The sequence below is a fragment of the Anabaena sp. FACHB-595 genome (assembly GCF_048568275.1).
Classification (GTDB): Bacteria; Cyanobacteriota; Cyanobacteriia; order Cyanobacteriales; family Nostocaceae; genus Trichormus.
In genome coordinates this window covers 4,196,276-4,211,253 of sequence record NZ_CP183473.1, presented here as the reverse complement: position 1 = coordinate 4,211,253, position 14,978 = coordinate 4,196,276, and the positions used below count along the sequence as shown (strand labels likewise).

The window sequence follows — 14,978 nt, the reverse complement described above, 5'->3', positions numbered from 1 at the left end:
TACATACACAAATTGTATTAGTTCTTCCACTTGTGAAGAAATAAAAGCGATGAATATACTATTAATTTTGTAAGAGAAGCTTATGGTTGCCAATCCTGAAATTTGTCGAGCCAATGGAAAAAAATCTCGTGGCCCAGTTACACAAAAGGGCAAATCTATTGCTTCTGGAAACTCTACACGACATGGGTTACTGTCGGTTAATCCACCGTTAGTAATGGGTGAAGATTTAGAGGTATTTCCAGGCTTTGTACAGTCCTTAATTGACGAATATCAACCAACAACTGCTACGGAAAAACTGCTGGTGCAGCAAGTGGCAATGGGTTGGCTAAAGTTAAGTCGGCTTTGGCAGGCGGAGGCGGCGATCGCCAATCTCTCTATTTTAAGGGCTGAAATGAATTTTAAATTTCCCGATGCCTTGCAATCACTCATTGATTTGGGGAGCGATAGAAGTGGGGGTGCAGAACTGAAAAGTTTGCAGGCACAGATTAGGGAAGAGGAGAAAAAATCCCTGGCTTTGCCGCAAGATACAGATAAATTAGCTCGATATGAGCGGCACATTTCAAGAGGTCTGAACCAAGCATTAGAGCATTTGGCAACCCTCCACCAGCAACGGCAGAATAAGGATTCTATGGGTTCGTATGGTTATAAAACAGTCCAGCTAGTTAAATAGCAGATTCAGGATTTCAGTTTCGGGTGTTTGATCTGCGTGCCTTCAATGGTTGTGCTGTGATTGAGAAAATTCTCTACTGTAAATCACAAAGATTTATGTGCAGACAAAACGGTAAGCTGAAATCAAGTAGGCGATGGTCTAAGCTCCACCGCAGGCGATAAGCGTTCGCGCAGCGTCTCGTAAAGAAGCTTAAGCTTTTGGCGATCGCAATAGCACTAAAGTCCTGAAAATCTCATTTCACTAGCCCACTCAATCCCTTGATCGCGTTAAAGGCTCTATTGGTATATCTGGATCAATCTCAATCACGGTGATATTGGCATTCTCCACCACCGTATTTCCCATAATGGTATTGTGCATTGCCTCAAACTTTGATTCTTCCTCTGCAATGCGCTCATAGTGCAGAATTACATGGTAATGCTTGGTAATTGGCTCTCCAGTGTTTGATTGCTCCACTGTGTCCCAAGCTATATTTTGTTGTTCTTCTGCTATTTTGCGATACTCATCGGCTATATTTCGTCATAACCCCTATCCGATGCAGAGCTAGGTTCTGGCTGGATCTGCCCAAAATCCTGAAATGGTCAAGACAGAGAATTTTGAATTTTGTTTGTAGGGTTGAGCAACTGTTCGGCTTTCGCCTACCAAGCTACGCAACCCGGTTTTATATTTGGATATCGTCACCGACATCACAGGTGTAGGCTGGACTCTTCAGTTGCACTCTCGACAGATTCCCACCTGCCGACTCTCGCGGTGAAGAGTACTCCCGAACGCGCAGACAACACGAAAACCAATATTGTTGTTGATGTTGTCGCGCTCCGCCCTATTGTTGTTGTTGCGGGACGCGGAACGGCAGTTTTCAGGATTGTTGTTCCAGGAGCCGCCCCGCAGTCGGGTTCGCCTACCCCTTCTCTACTTTCTCCTAAAATGGAGGGAAGTAAATATCTGTTTGCGTAATCGCCAAGTATCACCATGTTCTAGGTGAGCAATCCAACTTCTCATAGATTGAGTTACTTGATTAAGTTCAAGTTTACCTTGAGCATAGTCTGTTTTCAATCGCTTAAGTCTGCGCCTTGCTTGATGTAAATTACTATTTCTGACCCGAATTTTGTGAGAAAATATCCTGAAGCCCAGAAAAGTTGCACCAATTTTCGTTTCAAATAATTGGCTTTTAATTGGGTGGATTTTCAGCCTTAATTCAGCTAAATATGCTTCTATTGCTAGTCTAGCATCGGCTAATAATTCTCGGTCATCACTAAATAAGGCAAAGTCATCAACATAACGGACATATTTGGATATTTTTAGCTCTTCTTTGATAATTTTATCAAAGCCATTTAAATAAATATTCGCAAAAAATTGGCTGGTCAAATTTCCAATAGGTAAACCTTTCCTGCGAGTTATAGGAGAGAGTAAATCATCTCCAGCAAAATAATCAATCACTGTTTCTTGTTCGTTGCTATTATCGATGATAGTGTCAATTAACCACAATGTATCGGGGCATTTGATTTTACGACGGATTAATTCTTTTAAAATTATGTGGTCAATACTCGGAAAATATTTTCTGATATCACATTGAAGTACATAGGGGCTGTTACGAGCAGAATGAGTAAATTTTTTCAACGCTCGATGGGTTCCAAAACCAATTCTGTTAGCATAAGAATCAGCTACAAAAGTTCTCTCGAAAATTGGCACAATGATGTTGCATAGTGCATGGTGAACAACTCTATCTCGATAGGGTGCGGCAGAAATTAAGCGACTCTTGGGGTTGGTTAAACGAAATGTTCGGTAAGCTCCTGGCTGATAGGTTTTATCTGTTAAGTGTTTCTGTAATTTAATTAATTCAGTTTCTAGATGATAATTAAAATCTAAAACATTGTCCCGAAACCGCTTGCTTTTTTGTGCTTGACGCGATGCTATAAGTATATTTTCAAAATTAATGATTTCCTGGTAAAGATTACCGTAACGTTTCATTATCTTTTATTTAAATATCATTTTTCTCTGTTTCTTTGATTTTTAATCCAACCCCCTAATTCCGTACCAATTTCATCTATTAGCTTGATAACATATTCGTATCGCTCAATTGACATCTTATCAAAATCAAATAGCATTCTTGTTTGATAGCGTAAAATATCTAGTTGGCTATTGAGAGATTCTAGTTGAGGTAGTTTATTTTTAGCATATTTGGCTTTAATTAATCCCTCTAATAAATCATACAGTTGATTGATAATTCTATCTCCCAAAGTAAATTTATGAATTTTGGGTAATCTCTCAATAATTGGCACATACCATTTAATACAATCATAGGTCTTTTGGATGACCGATAATTCTTTCATTTTTTAATCAATCTTAATATTTTTATCAACAGTTCGGCTGCGCTCAGGGTCAATAGTCTTAATCTATTTATACTCGCGGCTTCATTTTTTATGTATTTAGTTTCTATCCTGGATTGATTTGAAAAAAATTTTCAACGCTCCACTCCGTTACGCTAAGAAAAAGTAAAAAAGAACAAGTACAAAGTGGAAAAGAGCTAAAGTATAAAGGGCTACTGAAAAGTCCTCCCGAACGCGCAGACAACACGAAAACCAACAGCGTAGTAGCGGTAGACGCGCCCCGCCCTATCGTTGTTGCCGCGGGACGCGGAACGGCAGACTACAGGAGAGGAGCTCCAGGAGCCGCCCCGCAGCACGGCTTGTCCTTGCTTTTGAGAAAGGTTATCATTATTATCAAACCACGCACTACCATCTGTCGGCGCACCTTCATAGCTACTATGCCAATCGTCTAGACACCATTCCCATACGTTTCCGTGCATATCGTATAGCCCAAAATGATTCGCTACGCCAAAGCTCCCTACGTCTGTCGTTTCTTGTCGATACGTTCCTTTTACCCCAGCACCATAAGTTTTAGTAGCATCATAGTTAGCTAACTCTGATGTAATTGTTTCGCCAAAATGAAACGGGGTTGTTGTTCCGGCTCTACACGCATACTCCCATTCTGCTTCAGTTGGTAGGCGGTAGGGTCTTTTTGTATGGGCAGTCAGGCGATCGCAAAACTCCACCGCATCATACCAAGATACTTGCTCAACAGGTCGATTTGCACCTTTAAAGTTAGATGGGTCTGGGTTGAGTTTTCTGTTGACCTGCGGTAGTACTGCTACTGCTTTCCACTGCTCTTGAGTGACTTGATACTTACCCATAAAAAAAGTTTGAATAGTCACTTCATGTTGAGGTCGTTCACTATCTCTGCTGGCTTCCTCTGTTTTTGGTGCGCCCATCGTAAAAATATCACCTTTAATCAGCATCATCTCTAGTTGAACTCCATTCCCCAAGTCTTCAACAAAATGCAGCCCTGTCCGTCGATGATGTTCAATTATAGTTTGTGCCATTAATCTTCATATTTTGGTGAAAAATTCGAGTCGCCATAAGGCGACAGAAAAGTAAAAAAGAACAAGTACAAAGGGTAAAAGGACAAAAGTATAAAGGGCTACTGAAGAATCCTCCCGAACGCGCAGACAACACGAAAACCAAAACTGTAGAGGATGAGGTCGCGCACCGCCCTATTGAGGCTGAGGCGGGACGCGGAACGGCAGCCTTCAGGAAGGTCGTCCCAGGAGCCGCCCCGCAGCACAGCACTTCCTTGTTTTTGATAAAGGTTATCATTATTGTCAAGCCATGCGCTGCCATCTGTTGGCGCACCTTTATAGTTATTGTGCCAATCGTCTAGACACCATTCCCATACATTTCCGTGCATATCGTATAAACCAAAGGCGTTAGGCGGAAATTGTCCTACTGGGTTTGTTCGCTCCTTGTATTGTCCTTTAGGTTCATTTAAATAGTTGCTTGTAGCATCATAATTGGCTAAGTCACCAGTAATGGTTTTTCCAAAATAGAATGGGGTTGTTGTTCCAGCACGACACGCATATTCCCATTCGGCTTCGGTTGGTAGAGTGTAGGGTCTACCTGTATATTTAGAAAGGCGATGGCAAAATTCAACAGCATTGTACCAAGAGACTTGTTCTACTGGTAAAGTATCTCCTTTAAAACGAGATGGTTCTGAGCTTATTTCCCGATTTATTTGGGGCAACTGTGCTACAAATCGCCACTGTGCCTGAGTTATAGGATACTTACTCATAAAGAAAGGCTGCACAGTTACGGTATGCTGGGGACTTTCATGGTGGCTGCGGTTTGGCTCATTTTTTGGCGAACCCATGTTAAAAGTTCCCCCCGGAATCGCTACCATCTCGATTCCTAGTTCTGCGGGTTCTCCCGGTGTTTTCCCTAAGAACTCTACATAGTAAATTGCTTGTTTTTGCTCTGTGTTAATTACTTTTCCGAGAGCATTTACTGTTACGGTTTCAAACTTAAAACTGGGACTAATAACTGCGACATCATACTGACAAGGTTTTAACTCAACTCCGATTGCTTGTGCAATTGCCTTTTCCTCATCATCTAAGATAGTTTTTTCGTCAGGCTCATCTTGTGACGGTTTTAATAACAACGGCTCAAAGCCTTTCTCTTTGAAGATATCCTCGTATTTTTTTCTAACTCTTTCCATTTGATACGTTCTTCATCATCTTCTGGTAAGGCTTCTAGCAAGTTTCGCAATTGTTCCTTGATAGCATTTACCCCTTCCCCATCTGCTATCAAGTATGATAATGGTATCCACTCGCGTCGATATTCATTAGTCTCTTGCTTGAAGCGATTTAAAATGTAATGGGACATAAAATTAGACAAGTCATGGAGTCGCTGTTCCCCAAACCTTTGATCCTCTCGCAATCTCTCTATTAAGGCATATCTTGTGTTATCTTCCATTTCATACAAGTCATAGCCTATCGTTTCACATAACCCTGATAGCAACACATCGGCTATTGCATACCAAGGACAATCGGGAACAAAAGTTTCTCGCAGACAATAAAGCAAACTTGAAGTGAGTGTCAGGGGTAAGGCTGCATGATAAGCTAATTCCAGTGCCTTTTTTCCATAACGTTGTTCAACAACCCGAAGGCGGCGAGTTGTCAAATCATCCATTTTCTCCCTTTCCTGGGAATTTATTCCTAATGGGGATTGATTTGCCATATTTTAATCGTATCCCCTTGTGGATTTTCTTTGGCTGCTATTTGTAAGCTAGCAAGGCCATAGGTTAACATTTTTCCATTAAGTGTCGCATTAATTCCCCAAGCTGAGGTATATTCCCATCGTTGATGCGGTAAGGGATTCAGCCAAATAAACTGACGAACACAGGGAGATAAGGCAATTAAAAACTTTGATATTCCGTCAATTCGGTCTTGGTTGTAGGTAATTGTTGCGGCTCCAGCATCGCTGAAAATTAGGGCGATTGTGCGGTGGCGATGCAGTTTTGGCAAGATATTAATCAGAGGATGAGCAAGAGTTGGACGTTCCCACTCATAAAGATATTCGTCGGGATAGCTGGTAAACCGATATATCCGAGCGGGAGTGATTCGAGCTTCTTTAATTGCTTGCATCCAAGGTTCAAATGCTAGAAAAAATGGGATCATTGCCGAATTATCATCAATTAACAACAACAATTCGGCTTGTCGAGTCATTCTGGGACGCATCTCCACATCTGTTAAAAAACCTTCCCGTTCAATTCGCTCAACGGTGGCTTCAATGTCCAATTCATCTTCCCAGCCAAGCCGCACTGGTTTTTTTAGTAAACGCCAAATTCTTTGAACATCTTGTAAATTGATGGGAAAATCCTGGGGATTGAGGACAAAATTTGACTGCTCAAATTTAAGTTTTGGGGGGGTTGATGAACCCTTGATCGCGCTTGGAGTTTCTACTTTATCCGGTTGCAGAGATAGTGGTTTTTCAAAATTCCTGGGGGGGATTTGGGGAAGATTTGATAATGGTTCTACAACAGAAGGTGTGCTGTCAGGAGAATTAGAAGTTTTTTCTGGTGATTCTGCTAGCGTTTCTGGTTCAGGGTTTATAAGTGTTTTGGCACGATGCTGCTGGAGATAACTATTAAAGACGCGATTAAAAATATTAATATCATAATTAGCGCAGGGTTTAACCCACAGTAACCGACACAACCGTTTTAAATCTTCCCATCCGGCTAAACCATACCCTTTTTCAACTGCAATTTGTAATAACTCATATTGTTCCGGGGTTAAAGCCATTCCAGCTTGTCGCAATTCTTGAAATAAGTCTAATAATAAAGATTCATACTCTTCTAGAGTTTGAGTAATTCCTGTTGCTAATAACTGCGGTGAAGAATCATTGAACAAAATTGAAGCATCTACAGAATTATTCATAAAGCAATTAATAATAAGCTTCACAAGGGGGATTTATTTTACTTGTACTGATTTTCCTCTTTTAAGTAATTTGATACTAAAAATTGGTCTGGCTTTGTTTTAATAAGTATGCCCAGTAATGACGTTCTATTAAATAAGTTATCTAAGTCATCCAAGGGATTCTTTCTTTGTAAAATAGCGTTAAAAAAATCTATAAATTCGCTAGTTCCTGGTGGCTTACTTCCTGGATGCTTTTCCAACAAATCGCGAATGTTATAAAAAATCTCTATGGCTTTATCTTTTATTTTTTGTTTGTTCCTGCCTGTGAGCGTACCAAATCGCTTATCTATTATATTTCTGAGTAACTTATCATCAGGAAATTCAACATAAAAGTAAATACAGCGACGCAAAAAAGGTTCTGGTAAAGGTTTTTCTCGATTACTCGTAATAAAAATAATCGGTTTGTTTTCAGGTGTAGGGAATGACTCTCCAGTTTCAGGAATTTCAAAGCGTAATTCTTCTAACTCCAGTAGTAAATCATTTGCAAAATCACTATCTGCTTTATCGATTTCATCAATTAATAAAATCGGCCGATAATCATGTTTTTGTAAAGCTTTACCTAATGCTCCAAATTCTCTATAATTTTTTTTATCCTTTAACCTTTGCTTTAATTCTTCAGTTTCTTCGCCGCCTAAAAAATCTTGCAATTTGTCTGGATCTGTTCCCATCAACTGAGCATCCCGCAATCGAGCAACAGCATCGTATCTATAAAGCCCATCACGAGCGCGGATTGTAGATTTAATATTCCAGATATAATAAGCCCAGAATTTTTCCTGGGTTGACAGATATTCTGCGTTTTTTTTGGTAAATTCATAGGCAACCGCTCCAGCTAACCGAGTTTTACCACAACCTGGTTCTCCTTCCAATAGTAATGGTCGTTCGAGTGCGATCGCTAAATTAACAGCTTCTTTTAATTCATCGCTAGGTAGGTAAGGGTAAGGACAATAAATTTGCTTCCAAGGGTCTTCAGTACCATCTTCAGTTTGGTACTTTTCTTCTGCTGTATATTCATAATCTGGTTTTTTATTGTCACTCATCATGCGAATTTCCTCCAATAGTCTTCAACATCTGCAATACCATTATTTAACTTAAATACATTCTTACAAATTTCATCTAGTAATATGTCAGATTCCTGTTTCAATAAATAATTTATCATTTCGGGTTTTATGTCTGCATCAAAATTTTCTTCTTTAAGATTACTTTGATTCTCATCTAACCAATTTTCTATGTCTTGTTGTAAAAATTTTATGAATTCTATCTCAATCATTTCTTGTTGAAGAAAGTCATTATCAATATCAATTTGAGTAGAGTATTCTTGACTCGTATCTTGATCAGTATTTTTTCGTTCTATTAGGAAGATAACCAAATATGATCTATGCTTATCAATATTTCCTTTAAACGATTTTAGTAATATCTCACAGAACTCAAACATCTCTTTTTGCCTATTACGAGATAATTGTTTAGCATTTTTAATAACAATCATTACAGGCTGTTTTTCACAAAGCTGAATTAATTCATTAATTAATTCATTAATTGCCGCATCACTGTCAAAATCGCCTTTTTTGTCTACATATTCACCAATTTTTTGCCAAAAAAACTTAAAATTTTTTACTATACTATAGTCAATATCAATCTGAATTTTTTTGATTTTATCAAAATCTCCCATACATTTTGTTAAGCGCCATCTAAACCACAATTCAACGCTTTTATCTACCTGAGTAGGGAAAAATCCGCATTTATCTTTAACAATCTTTGGTTTTAAATAGCTCTCCTGTATTGCACAATCAAATGAGCGTAGGAATTTTCGTGCTTTCTCTTTTTTTTCTAATTCAGTGGAGTTGTTTATATGTGAACTTGGATCTGGGTTCGATACTGGTTTAAAATCTTCTGGTTTTTTTGATTTTTCCGGTCTTTTGCTTTCCCACTCTTGTTCAAACTTCTCCAAATTTATTTTTTTATCTTTTGACCATAGCTTCAACGTAAAGTGCCAATTAGCAGAACCTCTTTTTGTGGTACGGTGGTCTTCCAGAATTTTTAATAGAGAATCATTTCTCTTTTTATCAAGAAGGTGAAGGGCTTCTCGGATTTGTGGATTTGTTAGCTTACCTGGGTATTTGTCTTTATCTGTCAAGTACTCTAAATGTCTCAGGGTGGTTTCGACAATTAGCTTGGGGTTAGTGCTGCTTTCCTCCTTCCAATCATTGTGCTTAATACCAGAAATACCGTCCTCAAATTCCCCATCGACAACACAAAGTAACGCCTCTAACAGACGCTTGACCCGCTCTTTAACTTGATCACCGTGAGTTCTTCTAGGCATTACATCGCAAAAATTAAGCAGAAAGTTTGGGGCTGTCCCAATTTAGAATACCACCCCAAACTTGTTAAATCTTGATTATAAGCTGTTTTTCCCGCTTATTTTGGCACATTTGCTTTTGGGTATACCCCAAATTTTATAGTCGTTTTGTCAACAATAAACACAGGACTCAACAAATGGGCTTGCCAATATTTTTAAAAGTGGGTGCTAAGGCTTTAGCTAAGACTTTAGCTAAGGTTGCAGTTAAATCCGCAGCTAAATCTCCATTCACTCAGCGTCCCAATGAGACAACCAATAGTGATACTCTTCCGTCATCTTCAACGCCTCACCCTCACTGGGCGATGAACGTAGAATACATGAGCGGAGATGTAGTAATTTTCCAAGGTAGCCGATTTCAGTGCATAACTTCACATACGAGCTTTGCCCCTGACTGGAATCCAACGGCAGCTCCATCATTGTGGAGAGCTATCGGCTAATTTTAGCTTTATCAACCCGTGCAGGAGGTACTTATCTCCTGCATTTAATAAATTGCCCCAAAATTTTGTAAGTCTCAGCAAAACCAAAGGTTTCGTTTTGCACACACAAATATGTTTATTTTTGTTCTCTCCTTAATTGGGAAAGTTCTATTTTTCATCGCTCATACTGCAAAGGTCGCAAACTTATGACTCAAGGAAAATGGCTAAGAAAGCCAAGTAAAGAAAAAGGCGTAGTTATAATATTTATTCATGGACTAAATTCTAGTGATGATTGTTGGAGAAATGAAAATGGACTGTACTGGTTCATATTACTTCTAATTGAAGATGAATTGGCAGAGATTGGGATTTATATATTTTCCTATCGTACTGGTTTGAATACGGGTTCTTATAGCTTAAGTGATGTTGTTGATTCTCTCAGAGAATACTTCCTACTGGATGGTTTAATTAATAGTGCAGCAGTTATATTTGTTTGTCATAGCATGGGAGGGATTGTAACAAGGCGGTTTCTCGTCAACCAATATTCACTGCTAGTTGAAAGAGGTCTGAACAAGATTGGTTTGTTTTTAGTAGCATCACCATCTTTGGGTTCTAAATATGCAAATATGCTAGGACTTTTATCAAGTATTATGGGTCATACTCAAGCTAGCGCACTGAGATTTTCTCAAAGTAATGTGTGGCTCAATGATTTAGATAAGGATTTTCTCAATCTCATAAACAACAAGAACTTAAGAATTAAAGGGAAAGAGCTAATTGAAGATTTGCCGCTATATGGAAAAGGAATTCTCAAGAAGCAGATTGTTGAACCTTTCTCTGGTGCAAGATATTTTGGTCGAGCGTTCAAAGTTCCAGGTTCAGATCACATTACAATCAGTAAACCGAAGGATAAATACGCTGTACAACACCGTTTACTAGTTCAATTTATCAAGGAATTTTTGCTAGAGGAATTTGGTTTTCTAAAATTCGATGATTCTTTTGTGGGGTATTTGAAATCGATTGCTTATCGGATTCTTGATGAACGTAAGATTGATTTAAATGAACTTCTCAAAAGAATAATCAGATGATGTCTAAAAAAAATATAATAAAAGAAAGCCACCAAGATTTTAATTTGGTGGCTTTTTTATAGAAGGTGTTTATCAAGGACGTTCTGTTATTAACTTTTTTGCTCAAGCTATTAAAGCAACGGTTAAGCCTGCTGTGCAGACCCCTTCTTTAATACCTCAACTTTAGACCTGAATCCTTACTATAAAATATCCTCCTCTTTGCATTTAGGGGAGGATATTCTATTTTGTTAAACTTCTTAATTGGTTTCACAAAAATATTTGCTGATCAGAAATTTGCGTAAAATCTTTCATGGAAAACCTAATGATAATGAAAACTAGGAAATAGGTTGTTCATACAACAAATTTATCACAATGACTAAAGGATTCTAGGAGAGAATGATGAGAGAATATCTTGTACAAAAAGACGATACATTATTCAAGATTGCTCAGAAACATTATGGAGATGGTAATTTATACCCCATAATTCACGAAGCTAATCGCGATCGCATTGGTAATAACCCCGACCAGTTAACAATCGGGATGACACTTCTTATTCCTGAGATTGACCCAATTCCACTCCATCTTGGTTCTACTAAAAAGGGTAATGTTCATTCTATGTTAGAAGCACTAGGTGCATTTGAATCGGGAGTACCATCTGGAAACCCACAACAATATCAAGTGGAAAACTCACTCGGTTTCATAGGTAAATATCAGTTCGGCGAAGCCTTACTAATGGATCTTGGTTATTACAATACCTCTAACCCTTATATTGGTGGAGCGAATGGAGTGAACAGAAATTATTGGAATGGTACATGGACAGGGAAGATGGGTATTAGAAGTAAATCAGATTTTCTCAAATCCACAACTGTCCAAGAAACAGCTATTCGTGAAGCCTTTAAGCTTAATTTAGAGCGAATTAACCAGCACTTTGCTACTCATGGGCAATCTTTGGAAAATTACCTTGGTAAGCAAGCCCTATTTAACTCCAGAACAATCACTATCACGCTTTCCGGAATTTTAGCAGCCGCACACTTGCGCGGGCCTTATGGACTGGCTGACCTTTTATTAAAAAACCAAGTGTCCTATGACGAGTATGGAACATCGATTCTTAAATATTTAGAAGAATACGGCGGATACGATGTTTCATTAGCAGATTTCTCCTAAACCCTTTTCCTAAAACCCAAGCCCCTAGCCCTTACAGGGCTAGGGGCTTTATCATTTGTTTCAGTCGCTTGTCGGGCGATTGCCGACAATTTAATCCCAAACAAACTGTTTCCAGTTGACAGGGATTAAACCTTTCTTGACCAGTTTATGTCTCATGCCATCATGCTTGCGGTCAAGCCTAAGCGCATGGCAGACGGGGCAAAGAGTTCTCAAGTTGGACGCATGGTTACTACCACCAGATGACAACGGGCGAATGTAGTCGATGTGAGCAGTCTTTAAACTGACTGTTCTTTGACATAATCCATTGACTTTTGGTGGCTGGTTATTTGGACTTTGGCACAATCCCTCATCTCTGGTGTAGATAGAATGCCGAGTGATTTTCCATTGTTCAAGGGGTTGACGCTTCCATTGGTAAACAGGCAGGTTTGGATGTTGGCGTTTTTGTTTGACTTGTTTGTAAAGTTCAACAGACATGACTTAACCAAACTCGACTTGACACAACATGACGTGACGAAACGGAAGGTGACGGGACTCGCCTTAAGGAGACCTGACGAAACGAGACGGATATTTAAAGAATGCTAAATTCTTTTAGCTCAAATCTTCCGTAGCCAATGCTTTGCCTACCATCACCAACACCTACTAAAGTTCCAGCGTTGATAATTGCTGTTTCCAATGACTTTCGATCAACGACAACCGAATCCCAAAGAATAGTAAATGAACATTGCCATCCAGGTTTCACAGCCACGCGGTAACGAATATTCCTCGCTTTAGTTGATGGGTTACGCACACCAATCACTTCAACATAGCTATCAGGTAGTTTCTCATTTTTGATAGTCCCCGCCTCAATTACTTGAGGTGGATCTGGTAACTGAATCGCCCCATCGCTATTACAGATATAAATCTGGTCATCCATGACTTGTAAAGTGCTGGCAATATCTGCAAGTAAGTTACCTTTGCCCCGTTTGACAGTTTTACCGCCATACTTAATGCAGCCGAAAAAATACGTTGGCAACAGAAATAACTGGCGTTCCTCATCCATGAGAACAGTCTTTTTCCACTCATTGGGACTATTACCAGCTACACCATCTTTCTCAGTTGCTTGTAGCGGTAAAGCATCAATGCCAAAATGGTGTATGGCAAGGGTTCTAGTTCCCACAATTGAGACTTTTGCTTGCAAAATGTGAGACATATTGAGACATTAATTGTACATTTTTGAACATTCGCTGTACATTTTTGAGCATTCGCTGTACATTTTTGAGCATTCGCTGTGCATTTTTGAACATTCGTTGTGCATTTTCGAGCATTCGTTGTGCATTTTCGAGCATTAATTCGCAGGATTGCTTAGGTTAAAAGCTTTTTACTGCACATTTTTTTGAATAGCTGTGAAAAATTAATCTTGAGTGGTAATGGTATTAAGTGCCGACTGTCGGTAATTAGCAAAGCAGAGTACAGAGGCGATCGCCTAACCTCACAGCAAATTGAGTAATACTGATCTACAATTGCCAAACCTTTTGTCTTAGCAATACCGGACATCGGCCAGATTTTCGCTGCTGAGTTGTGCGATCGGCTACGCTAGGCGGAACGCGATCAGCGATCGCACCCTAACTAACGATATATTTGGATCATTGCGATCGTTAGATATTGATACCGTTAACTTCAGGCAGTTAGATTTTGCTGTTCTAAATGCACATCGAAAATCAGTCTAAAACTGACACTGGGAATGAGTCGGCGCAAAACTTGTAGATGAGCTTCGGCATCGCTGCGGCGGCGAAAACGAGCAACAATCCGGTTCTGCATATTTGGTAACAACCGTACTATACACCAAGGATTGAGCTTTTCTAGGTAAGTCATAAAGTCCTCCTGGTAATATCTGCAATTTCCAAGACAAAAGCCAGCCTACTGTGAAGGTGGCTGGCAAGAAATATCATTTTGATATTGCAATTAAATGCAGTAGGGGCAGGTTGACAAATACCCTCATTTATCCTTAAACATATCTATGAACCCGTCCCTACTCTCGTCTGGGAAACACAGGTTCTGCAACAGTTCTTGGGGAATCTCCTCAAAGTGTTCCAGTAGAAAGTTCATCAGTGCCAAGTGGCGTAAATCGGCTGGCATGGGGCGGCGGTAGTTTTTACCTCTAGCAAACCAGCGTCGCACGGTGGAAAGGGAGCGAGAGCAAATCTGCGCCATTTCTTCGTGGTTCACCTGCCACTTGGTATAAAACTGCTTGGGAGTCATACCCAACTGACAATAAATGTACAGTTGCATCAAATCTTGCTCTCGCTGCTTGAGTGGATGAGGATTCATTCGTATGCCTCCTCACTGATTGGTTCTAAATCTTCTTCCCAAGCAATATCCGCAGATGTCCAAGCTGCACTGGGGCAATTTTTGCTTAACCAAATCAGGTAGCACCAACTCCAGGCGCAGCGATGGGAAGCAAAGCTATAAAATCGACCGATGACAATACCCCAGTCAGTATCGCTTTCATTACTAAGCCAACGCAGGCGATCGCCATATAAAAATCTGGGTGTCTTGGCGACATCAGGAAAGTTAGCGGGAAACTCAATAGATGTGTCTGGGTATTTCAGGTTAATCAAACCTGGGACTATATCTTGGTGATTGTGCCGCATGAGATGGAGATAAGCAGCAAGCAATTTACCATTGATGCTGTGAGTTAACGCAGAAATCAGAATTGCCGCTAGAGTTTCTATTTCTGGCGGCTGGAGTTGCATCCAGGTGCTATCAAAGTCTGCATCAGAGTAGTTTTTGAGTTTGGCTAGTAATTCGGTGATGCCGAAATCATCTAAAGCTTGTTGATCAGCTCGGTGTTCTTCTGTTTTATAGCGAACAGGGTTTAACATTGTATATGACTCCTGAATAGAGGGGCCAAAAGCCAGCGTCTGCCGTCGGAAAGTGGATAGCTGGCTTTTGACTTATCAGTAATTATACATAAATTTAGTGTATTTCTATGTTAATTTATGCGTCTTAGTGTATTTAATATAAAAAGACA

The 14,978-nt window shown here is 39.6% G+C and carries 18 protein-coding genes; 4 read left to right on the top strand and 14 right to left on the bottom strand.

Annotation, left to right across the window (positions count from 1 at the left end; genetic code table 11):
- Positions 1 to 82 precede the first annotated feature (82 nt).
- The gene (locus ACN222_RS17495) at positions 83 to 670 is read left to right on the top strand and encodes a hypothetical protein (RefSeq protein WP_010997649.1); all 588 of its coding nucleotides are present in this window, start codon (positions 83 to 85) and stop codon (positions 668 to 670) included.
- Between the two features lie 249 nt (positions 671 to 919).
- Here the strand turns inward: ACN222_RS17495 and ACN222_RS17490 are convergent, their stop codons facing one another.
- The 9 genes from ACN222_RS17490 to ACN222_RS17450 form a co-directional block, all read right to left on the bottom strand.
- Positions 920 to 1,123, bottom strand: a complete 204-nt coding sequence (locus ACN222_RS17490; RefSeq protein WP_010997648.1) for a hypothetical protein — start codon at positions 1,121 to 1,123, stop codon at positions 920 to 922.
- A gap of 453 nt (positions 1,124 to 1,576) precedes the next feature.
- Positions 1,577 to 2,635: an RNA-directed DNA polymerase gene (locus tag ACN222_RS17485; RefSeq protein WP_096637167.1), complete on the bottom strand. Its 1,059-nt coding sequence runs from the start codon at positions 2,633 to 2,635 to the stop codon at positions 1,577 to 1,579.
- A gap of 17 nt (positions 2,636 to 2,652) precedes the next feature.
- Entirely contained in the window at positions 2,653 to 2,997 is a 345-nt protein-coding gene (gene avd / locus ACN222_RS17480) for a diversity-generating retroelement protein Avd (RefSeq protein ID WP_010997646.1), read from the bottom strand.
- A gap of 209 nt (positions 2,998 to 3,206) precedes the next feature.
- Positions 3,207 to 4,046, bottom strand: a complete 840-nt coding sequence (locus tag ACN222_RS17475) for a formylglycine-generating enzyme family protein (protein ID WP_010997645.1) — start codon at positions 4,044 to 4,046, stop codon at positions 3,207 to 3,209.
- A 98-nt stretch (positions 4,047 to 4,144) separates the two neighbouring features.
- Positions 4,145 to 5,215 carry a formylglycine-generating enzyme family protein gene (locus tag ACN222_RS17470; protein WP_126987293.1) on the bottom strand — a complete coding sequence of 357 codons (1,071 nt, stop codon included), beginning with the start codon at positions 5,213 to 5,215 and terminating at the stop codon, positions 4,145 to 4,147.
- Positions 5,149 to 5,736 (bottom strand): hypothetical protein, encoded by a 588-nt coding sequence (locus ACN222_RS17465; RefSeq protein ID WP_126987290.1) that lies wholly within the window; start codon positions 5,734 to 5,736, stop codon positions 5,149 to 5,151. The genes ACN222_RS17470 and ACN222_RS17465 overlap by 67 nt, the downstream gene beginning before the upstream one ends.
- Positions 5,715 to 6,935, bottom strand: coding sequence for a hypothetical protein (locus ACN222_RS17460; RefSeq protein WP_044521788.1), 1,221 nt, complete (start codon positions 6,933 to 6,935; stop codon positions 5,715 to 5,717). The genes ACN222_RS17465 and ACN222_RS17460 overlap by 22 nt, the downstream gene beginning before the upstream one ends.
- A gap of 38 nt (positions 6,936 to 6,973) precedes the next feature.
- Positions 6,974 to 8,014: an AAA family ATPase gene (locus ACN222_RS17455; protein WP_010997641.1), complete on the bottom strand. Its 1,041-nt coding sequence runs from the start codon at positions 8,012 to 8,014 to the stop codon at positions 6,974 to 6,976.
- Positions 8,011 to 9,291, bottom strand: coding sequence for a hypothetical protein (locus ACN222_RS17450; protein ID WP_010997640.1), 1,281 nt, complete (start codon positions 9,289 to 9,291; stop codon positions 8,011 to 8,013). The genes ACN222_RS17455 and ACN222_RS17450 overlap by 4 nt, the downstream gene beginning before the upstream one ends.
- A 173-nt stretch (positions 9,292 to 9,464) precedes the next feature.
- Here ACN222_RS17450 and ACN222_RS17445 point away from each other — a divergent pair, with 173 nt between their 5' ends.
- From ACN222_RS17445 to ACN222_RS17435, 3 genes are all read left to right on the top strand, one after another.
- Complete coding sequence (locus ACN222_RS17445; protein ID WP_010997639.1) at positions 9,465 to 9,764, top strand: carbohydrate-binding protein; 300 nt, start codon at positions 9,465 to 9,467, stop codon at positions 9,762 to 9,764.
- A gap of 185 nt (positions 9,765 to 9,949) precedes the next feature.
- On the top strand, positions 9,950 to 10,825 hold the full coding sequence (locus ACN222_RS17440) for an esterase/lipase family protein (protein WP_010997638.1): 876 nt from the start codon (positions 9,950 to 9,952) through the stop codon (positions 10,823 to 10,825).
- 375 nt (positions 10,826 to 11,200) lie between these two features.
- Positions 11,201 to 11,968, top strand: a complete 768-nt coding sequence (locus tag ACN222_RS17435; protein ID WP_010997637.1) for a LysM peptidoglycan-binding domain-containing protein — start codon at positions 11,201 to 11,203, stop codon at positions 11,966 to 11,968.
- 90 nt (positions 11,969 to 12,058) lie between these two features.
- Here the strand turns inward: ACN222_RS17435 and ACN222_RS17430 are convergent, their stop codons facing one another.
- From ACN222_RS17430 to ACN222_RS17410, 5 genes are all read right to left on the bottom strand, one after another.
- Positions 12,059 to 12,442: an HNH endonuclease gene (locus ACN222_RS17430; protein WP_010997636.1), complete on the bottom strand. Its 384-nt coding sequence runs from the start codon at positions 12,440 to 12,442 to the stop codon at positions 12,059 to 12,061.
- A gap of 94 nt (positions 12,443 to 12,536) precedes the next feature.
- On the bottom strand, positions 12,537 to 13,157 hold the full coding sequence (locus ACN222_RS17425) for a hypothetical protein (protein ID WP_010997635.1): 621 nt from the start codon (positions 13,155 to 13,157) through the stop codon (positions 12,537 to 12,539).
- A 467-nt stretch (positions 13,158 to 13,624) separates the two neighbouring features.
- On the bottom strand, positions 13,625 to 13,819 hold the full coding sequence (locus tag ACN222_RS17420) for a hypothetical protein (RefSeq protein ID WP_010997633.1): 195 nt from the start codon (positions 13,817 to 13,819) through the stop codon (positions 13,625 to 13,627).
- Between the two features lie 123 nt (positions 13,820 to 13,942).
- Complete coding sequence (locus ACN222_RS17415) at positions 13,943 to 14,275, bottom strand: hypothetical protein (RefSeq protein ID WP_010997632.1); 333 nt, start codon at positions 14,273 to 14,275, stop codon at positions 13,943 to 13,945.
- Positions 14,272 to 14,829 (bottom strand): hypothetical protein, encoded by a 558-nt coding sequence (locus tag ACN222_RS17410; RefSeq protein WP_010997631.1) that lies wholly within the window; start codon positions 14,827 to 14,829, stop codon positions 14,272 to 14,274. The genes ACN222_RS17415 and ACN222_RS17410 overlap by 4 nt, the downstream gene beginning before the upstream one ends.
- Positions 14,830 to 14,978 lie beyond the last annotated feature (149 nt).

Excerpts from the sequence above, each read along its gene's own strand:
- ACN222_RS17495 (WP_010997649.1), top strand. The coding sequence starts at position 83 with ATGGTTGCCAATCCTGAAATTTGTCGAGCCAATGGAAAAAAATCTCGT.
- ACN222_RS17485 (WP_096637167.1), bottom strand. The coding sequence starts at position 2,635 with ATGAAACGTTACGGTAATCTTTACCAGGAAATCATTAATTTTGAAAAT.
- avd (WP_010997646.1), bottom strand. The coding sequence starts at position 2,997 with ATGAAAGAATTATCGGTCATCCAAAAGACCTATGATTGTATTAAATGG.
- ACN222_RS17475 (WP_010997645.1), bottom strand. The coding sequence starts at position 4,046 with ATGGCACAAACTATAATTGAACATCATCGACGGACAGGGCTGCATTTT.
- ACN222_RS17470 (WP_126987293.1), bottom strand. The coding sequence starts at position 5,215 with ATGGAAAGAGTTAGAAAAAAATACGAGGATATCTTCAAAGAGAAAGGC.
- ACN222_RS17465 (WP_126987290.1), bottom strand. The coding sequence starts at position 5,736 with ATGGCAAATCAATCCCCATTAGGAATAAATTCCCAGGAAAGGGAGAAA.
- ACN222_RS17460 (WP_044521788.1), bottom strand. The coding sequence starts at position 6,935 with ATGAATAATTCTGTAGATGCTTCAATTTTGTTCAATGATTCTTCACCG.
- ACN222_RS17455 (WP_010997641.1), bottom strand. The coding sequence starts at position 8,014 with ATGATGAGTGACAATAAAAAACCAGATTATGAATATACAGCAGAAGAA.
- ACN222_RS17450 (WP_010997640.1), bottom strand. The coding sequence starts at position 9,291 with ATGCCTAGAAGAACTCACGGTGATCAAGTTAAAGAGCGGGTCAAGCGT.
- ACN222_RS17445 (WP_010997639.1), top strand. The coding sequence starts at position 9,465 with ATGGGCTTGCCAATATTTTTAAAAGTGGGTGCTAAGGCTTTAGCTAAG.
- ACN222_RS17440 (WP_010997638.1), top strand. The coding sequence starts at position 9,950 with ATGACTCAAGGAAAATGGCTAAGAAAGCCAAGTAAAGAAAAAGGCGTA.
- ACN222_RS17435 (WP_010997637.1), top strand. The coding sequence starts at position 11,201 with ATGATGAGAGAATATCTTGTACAAAAAGACGATACATTATTCAAGATT.
- ACN222_RS17430 (WP_010997636.1), bottom strand. The coding sequence starts at position 12,442 with ATGTCTGTTGAACTTTACAAACAAGTCAAACAAAAACGCCAACATCCA.
- ACN222_RS17425 (WP_010997635.1), bottom strand. The coding sequence starts at position 13,157 with ATGTCTCACATTTTGCAAGCAAAAGTCTCAATTGTGGGAACTAGAACC.
- ACN222_RS17420 (WP_010997633.1), bottom strand. The coding sequence starts at position 13,819 with ATGACTTACCTAGAAAAGCTCAATCCTTGGTGTATAGTACGGTTGTTA.
- ACN222_RS17415 (WP_010997632.1), bottom strand. The coding sequence starts at position 14,275 with ATGAATCCTCATCCACTCAAGCAGCGAGAGCAAGATTTGATGCAACTG.
- ACN222_RS17410 (WP_010997631.1), bottom strand. The coding sequence starts at position 14,829 with ATGTTAAACCCTGTTCGCTATAAAACAGAAGAACACCGAGCTGATCAA.